Source organism: Actinophytocola sp. (genome assembly GCF_035762905.1).
In the GTDB taxonomy this organism is placed as follows: Bacteria; Actinomycetota; Actinomycetes; order Mycobacteriales; family Pseudonocardiaceae; genus DASYTH01.
The window spans coordinates 1-6,275 of record NZ_DASUCC010000138.1 but is presented as its reverse complement, the minus strand read 5'-3'; the positions used below and the strand labels follow the sequence as shown (position 1 = coordinate 6,275).

Here is a 6,275-nt window from a genome sequence, read left to right as displayed (position 1 = left end):
GCCCCCGCTGCCCCCACCGATCCGCCCGGCCCAACTGACGCCCGAGCCGACGACGTCCCCGCCCCGGCCCTCGACCAACCCGACGACGCCCTCGACCAACCCGACGACACCGTCGACCTGCCCGACGACACCATCGCCCGGCTCCTACACGCCTTGTCCCATCCGGAGGTCCGCGAGGCCTGCCTGGCGCTCTGCCTGACCGCCCGCGCCGCCCCCGCCGAGCGCCTCTGGGCCCGCCTCACCCGAGCCGCGCCCACCCAGGTCCGCGCCCACCCCGCCGCCCTGCTCGCCACCTGCGCCTACCTCCGTGGCGAAGGCGCCCTCGCCGGCGTCGCCGCCGACATCGCCCTCGCCGCCACCCCCGACCACCGGCTGGCTCAGATCGTCCGCGACGTCATGGACCACGGCCTCCCACCCCACCGCTTCCGCGCCATGCTCGCCGAAAGCTTCGTCACCGCCTTCACCAACACCTGACCCGGCCCATGACCCCCACCCCGCCCGACCCGGCGAGTCCGGTGCGCCTGTTCTACGTCGACGACTCCGGCGCCGAGGAGACCGGCTACATCGTCTACAGCTGGATCGAGTGCACGGTGACCAGTTGGGCCAACGGGCTGTTGTCCTGGTTCAGGTTCCGCCGCGAGTTGTACGCCTCCTACAGGATTCGCCCCTCGGTCGAACTGCACAGCACCAGGTTCATCGCCAACCGCGGCCGACCGTCGACCAACCTTGGCGTGAACATGTCCTGGCAAGCCCGGCACGACGTTGCCGTCCGGGCTCTCGCCGCAATCGGCCAGTGTCCGGATCTGAAGGTCGGCACCGTGTACCGCAGGACCTCCGCACGCCGCCGGGGATATGCCACCGAGCGGGACACCGTCTACATCGAACTCGTCCGCTGGCTTGACGAACGGCTGGGTGGCGCCCGGGAGTACGGCGTGGTGGTGATGGACGGCGACGGGACCGCGGCGGGGTATTGCGACGCGCACCGGAGCCTGAGGCTGCCTACTCGCCGGATCATCGAGGATCCGATGTTCGTTCCCGCCCACCGTTCGCACTGGGTGCAGATGGCGGACATCGCCGCGTGGAGCGCCTATCAGAGCCTGCTGCGGCATCCGGGCAAGCGGTTCGCTTGGGACTGGTACGACCGATACCTCGGCCCGAGCGATGTCAACGGCGGACCGCTCGCCTTGTAATCCAAGCCCCGGAAATGGCTAGACCCGCTTGTCCACTCAAACTGTGGGGCGGGTCCGCGTCATCAAGTTATCACGCCCCCACCGCCCGCGCGCATCACCTGATCGGGTGCGGATCACGAAGTGTTGGCCTGCATGAAGGTCCAGGCGTCGTGGACGATGGGGTCGAGGTGGGGGTGATCGGGTTTCCAGGTGAGGTGGGTGCGGGCGCGGTCGCTGGCGGCGACGAGGGTGGCGGGGTCGCCGGGGCGGCGGGGGGAGAGTCGGGTGGGGATGGGGTGGCCGGTGATCCGGCGGCAGGCGTCGATCACCTGGTGGACCGAGAAACCGGTGCCGTTGCCCAGGTTGAAGATGCGGTGCTGGCCGGGTTCGGCGTGGTCGATGGCGAGCAGGTGGGCGTCGGCGAGGTCGGTGACGTGGATGTAGTCCCGGATGCAGGTGCCGTCCTCGGTGGGCCAGTCGGTGCCGAAGACCTCCACGTGCGAGCGCCGGCCGAGGGCGACCCGCAGGACGAGCGGGATCAGGTGGGTCTCGGTGGTGTGCCGTTCGCCGAAGCGGCCGAACGCGCCGGCCACGTTGAAGTAGCGCAGGCTCACCGCGGCCAGCCCGTGCGCGGTGGCGTAGGAGGTCATCGCGTGGTCGATGGCGAGCTTGGTGGCCCCGTAGGTGTTGGTCGGCAGGGTGGGGGCACTTTCCGGGATGGGCACCCGGGACGGCTCGCCGTACACGGCGGCGCTGGACGAGAACACCAGCCGCGGGGTGCCGTTGCGGTGCATCGCGTCCAGCAGGCGCAGCGAGGTGATCACGTTGCCGTGCCAGTACTTCGCCGGGTCCAGCATGGACTCGCCGACCAGTGACTTGGCGGCGAAGTGCAGCACCCCGTCGAAGCCCTCGGCGAGCAGCGGGTCGGCGACGTCGGCGAGGTCCGCGCGGACCAGCCGGCAGCCGTCCGGGACCGCGTCGGCGTGCCCGGTGCTCAGGTCGTCCACCACCACGACCTCGTGCCCGGCCGCCACCAACCGTGCCGCGCACACGCTCCCGATGTACCCGGCTCCGCCGGTCACGAGCAGCTTCACCACACGTCTCCCTCGCCGAGCGGATGCGACGCCACGAAAACCTAGCTGTCCCGGCCGGCGCCCGCCGAGGGCACCGTGGTGAACAGCCGGGGCGCGCCGAACCCGCGCCGGGCGAACCGGGCGGTTACCGCGGCGCCCACCTCGGCCACGTCGTCCGCGCGGACCAGCGCGATCGCCGACCCGCCGAACCCGCCCCCGGTCATCCGCGCGCCCAGAGCGCCGGTGCCCAGCGCGGCGGCCACCGCCTCGTCCAGTTCGGGGCAGCTCACCCGGTAGTCCGCCGCCAGGCTGGTGTGTGACTCGGTCAGCGCCGGGCCGATGTCCGGCAGCCGCCCGGTCCGCAGCAGCTCGACCACCTGCCGCACCCGCTCGTTCTCGGTGACCACGTGCCGCACCAGCCGCAGCAGCTCGGGCGGCAGGTCCAGCCCGGCCAGCCGGTCCGGTCCGACCGACCGCAGCGACGGCACGCCCAACAGCGACGCGGCCCGCTCGCAACCGCTGCGACGGTCGCGGTAGCCGGAGTCGGCGTGCGAGTGCCGCACCCGGGTGTCCATCACCAGCACGGCCAGCCCGTGCCCGGCCGCGTCCAGCGGGATCTGCTCGGCATGGCCGGACGCCAGGTCCAGGAACAGGGCGTGTGCGGCCACGCAGCACAGCGACGCGGTCTGGTCCAGCAGCCCGGTCGGCACCCCCACGAACCCGTTCTCCGAGCGCTGCACCCAGGCGGCCACCTCGGTCCGGCTCGGCGCCCCGGCCGCGTCCAGCTCGGTGCCGGCCAGACCGAGCAGGGCCAGCGCGGTCGCACATTGCAGCGCGTGTGAGGACGACAGCCCGGCGCCCGCGGGGACGTTGCCCGCGATCACCAGCTCCGCCCCGCCGGAGAGACCCTGCGAGCGCAGCACCCAGCAGACCCCGGACGGGTACGCCGCCCACCCGGTCACCGATCCCGGCGACAGGTCGGCCACGGCGACCGGCGCGGCGCGCTGCGGCTGCCCGTCGTCGCCGACCGTGGTGACCGCCAGCAGCCCGTCCGGGCGGGGCGCCGCGGCCACCGCGATCCGGAACGGCAGTGCGAACGGCAGCACCAGCCCGTCGTTGTAGTCGGTGTGCTCGCCGATCAGGTTGACCCGCCCGGGCGCCGACCACACGCCGGTCGGGGCGTGCCCGTGCATCCGGTGGAACTCCTCGGCGGCCCGGGCGGCCGGGTTCACTTCGCGATGGCCAGGATGGCGTGCAGGACACTGGGGGCGAGCTTGGTTCGCACGCCCTCGTTGTCGATCTCGATGGTGTTTCCGTCGCCCTTGGACGGTCCGACGTTGACGGTGCGGCCGGGAAGCAGCCCGACCGCCTTCAGCTCGCCCATCAGGTCCGGGTCCATCTGCACGTGCTCGGCGATCCGGCGGATCTCGACCTTCCCGCCGCCCCGGCGGGCCACCTCGTCCAGCCGAACCAGGCCGGCCTCGAGACCGGGCGCCGGGTCACCCTCGCCGAGCAGGTCCAGCCCGGGGATCGGGTTGCCATACGGCGACGTGGTGGGATGCCCGAGCAGCTTGACCAGCTTGCGCTCCACCGCCTCGCTCATCACGTGCTCCCAGCGGCAGGCCTCGCTGTGCACGTGCTCCCACTCCAGGCCGATCACGTCCACCAGCAGCCGCTCGGCCAGCCGGTGCTTGCGCATCACCGCGACGGCGAGGGCCCGGCCGTGGTCGGTGAGCTCGAGGTGCCGGTCCTCGGCGACGACGACAAGGCCGTCGCGCTCCATCCGGCCGACCGTCTGGCTCACCGTGGGGCCGCTCTGCCCGAGCCGCTCGGCGATCCTGGCGCGCAGCGGAACGACGCCCTCCTCCTCCAACTCGTAGATCGTCCGGAGGTACATCTCGGTGGTGTCGATGAGCTCGTTCACGCCGCTCCCCTTCGTCCGGATCCATGGTAGTGGGTGATGCCGGCCGATCGTCGCTCCCTGTAGCGGGGGCAGGATGTGCTGATGCCCGAACTGAGCACGCCGCTGGTGTCCACGGTGGACCTCGCCGCCCTGCTCGCCGGTCCGCGCCCGCCGGTCCTGCTCGACGTGCGGTTCTGGCTGGGTGGTCCACCCGGCCGGGAAGCCTACGACGCCGGGCATCTCCCCGGGGCGGTGTTCGTCGATCTGGACCGGGAACTGGCCGCCGAGCCGGGCGCCGGGGGCCGGCACCCGCTGCCCGCCCCGGCCGACCTGCAGGCGGTGCTGCGCGCGGCCGGCGTGCGGTCGGACCGGCCGGTGGTGGCCTACGACGCCGACAACGGATCGGTCGCGGCCCGGGCCTGGTGGCTGCTGCGCTGGGCGGGGCACGCCGAGGTGGCGGTGCTGGACGGCGGGTTCGCCGCCTGGCGGACCGAGGGCCGCCCGGTCACGACCGCGGTCGCGCACCCCGAGCCCGGCGACATCGAGGTGCGGCCCGGACACCTGCCGGTGCTGGACGCCGCCGCGGCCGCCGAACTGGCCCGGACCGGCGTGCTGCTGGACGCCCGGGCACCCGAGCGCTACCGGGGCGAGACCGAGCCGGTCGACCCGAGGGCCGGACACGTGCCCGGGGCACGCAACGCCCCGTTCGCCGGGCACACCGGCCCGGACGGCCGCTGGCGGGAGCCGGCCGCGCTGGCCGCCCGGTTCCACGATCTCGGGGTGACGGCCGGGGCTCCGGTCGGCGCCTACTGCGGATCGGGGGTCACCGCGGCCTCGGTGGTGCTCGCGCTCGAGGCAGCCGGCGTCACCGGGCCGGACCGGCCGGCCGCCCTCTACGCCGGTTCCTGGTCGCACTGGTGCACCGACCCCACCCGCCCGGTCGCCACCGGTCCGGACCCGATCTGACCCGTTAGGGTCGGGGTATGGGTGCCAACGGTGCGGTGGTCTGGGATTCGGCGCTGCTCGGGTACGACCTCGGCGGGGAGCATCCGCTGCACCCGGTGCGGCTGGACCTCACGGTCCGGCTGGCCGCGGCGCTCGGCGTGCTCGACGGCGTGCAATTGCTGGTGCCGCAGGAGGCCGGGATCGCCGAGATCGAGCGGATCCACGACGCCGGCTACATCGAGGCGGTCAAGCAGGCGCCGATGGCCGGGTGGGACGTCGGGCACGGGCTGGGCACGCCGGACAACCCGATCTTCGACCGGATGCACGAGGCGTCGGCGATGGTGGTGGGCAGCTCGCTGCTGGCCGCCAAGCAGATCGCGGACGGGGTGGCCGACCGGGCGGTCAGCATCGCCGGCGGGCTGCACCACGCCATGCGCGACCGGGCGGCCGGGTTCTGCGTCTACAACGACGTGGCGGTGGCGATCTCCTGGTTGCTGGACAACGGTTTCGAGCGGATCGCCTACGTCGACGTGGACGTGCACCACGGCGACGGGGTGCAGGCGGCGTTCTGGGACGACCAGCGGGTGCTGACCATCTCGCTGCACCAGCACCCGGCAACCCTGTTCCCCGGCACGGGTTTCCCGACCGAGGTGGGCGGCCCGGCGGCCCGCGGCATGGCGGTCAACGTGGCCCTGCCGCCGCACACCGACGACCCCCGGTGGCTGCGCGCCTTCCACGGCGTGGTGCCATCCCTGCTCGGCAGCTTCCGGCCGCAGATCCTGGTCACCCAGTGCGGTGTGGACACCCACGACGAGGACCCGCTCGCCGAGCTGTCGCTGTCGGTGGACGGCCACCGGGCGATCTACCGGGCGCTGCGCGAGCTGGCCGAGCGGCACGCCGGCGGCAAGTGGCTGGCCGCCGGCGGCGGTGGCTACCAGCTGTTGCGCGTGGTGCCGCGGTCCTGGACCCACCTGCTGGCCACCGTGCTGGACCGGGACGTCGAGCCGGACACCCGGCTGCCCGCCGAGTGGACCTCGCACGTGCTGCGCCTGGCTCCGTCCGCCGAGCTGCCGCGGACCATGAGCGACGGCCGGGAGACCGGGTTCGACCGGTGGGACCCGTCCTCCGACGACCGGGTCGACACCGCCGTCCGGGACACCCGGCGCGCCGTCTTTCCCTCGCACG

The 6,275-nt window shown here is 73.4% G+C and carries 7 protein-coding genes; 4 read left to right on the top strand and 3 right to left on the bottom strand.

The window, feature by feature from the left end; genetic code table 11:
* Positions 1-474: DUF4192 domain-containing protein (locus tag VFV67_RS29535; protein ID WP_326473956.1), on the top strand; the 474-nt coding region annotated here is incomplete at its 5' end.
* An 8-nt stretch (positions 475-482) separates the two neighbouring features.
* Positions 483-1,190 (top strand): DUF3800 domain-containing protein, encoded by a 708-nt coding sequence (locus tag VFV67_RS29530; RefSeq protein ID WP_326473955.1) that lies wholly within the window; start codon positions 483-485, stop codon positions 1,188-1,190.
* Positions 1,191-1,303: 113 nt separating this feature from the next.
* Here the strand turns inward: VFV67_RS29530 and galE are convergent, their stop codons facing one another.
* The 3 genes from galE to VFV67_RS29515 are packed head-to-tail and all read right to left on the bottom strand — an operon-like array spanning position 1,304 to position 4,166.
* Positions 1,304-2,263 (bottom strand): UDP-glucose 4-epimerase GalE, encoded by a 960-nt coding sequence (gene galE, locus VFV67_RS29525; RefSeq protein ID WP_326473954.1) that lies wholly within the window; start codon positions 2,261-2,263, stop codon positions 1,304-1,306.
* A 41-nt stretch (positions 2,264-2,304) separates the two neighbouring features.
* Complete coding sequence (galK, locus tag VFV67_RS29520; protein ID WP_326473953.1) at positions 2,305-3,474, bottom strand: galactokinase; 1,170 nt, start codon at positions 3,472-3,474, stop codon at positions 2,305-2,307.
* Entirely contained in the window at positions 3,471-4,166 is a 696-nt protein-coding gene (locus VFV67_RS29515; RefSeq protein WP_326473952.1) for a metal-dependent transcriptional regulator, read from the bottom strand. The genes galK and VFV67_RS29515 overlap by 4 nt, the downstream gene beginning before the upstream one ends.
* An 81-nt stretch (positions 4,167-4,247) precedes the next feature.
* Between VFV67_RS29515 and VFV67_RS29510 the strand changes: the two genes are divergently transcribed.
* Both VFV67_RS29510 and VFV67_RS29505 read left to right on the top strand, forming a co-directional pair.
* Complete coding sequence (locus VFV67_RS29510; RefSeq protein WP_326473951.1) at positions 4,248-5,111, top strand: sulfurtransferase; 864 nt, start codon at positions 4,248-4,250, stop codon at positions 5,109-5,111.
* 17 nt (positions 5,112-5,128) lie between these two features.
* The coding region (locus VFV67_RS29505) for an acetoin utilization protein AcuC (protein WP_326473950.1) at positions 5,129-6,275 on the top strand (1,147 nt) is incomplete at its 3' end.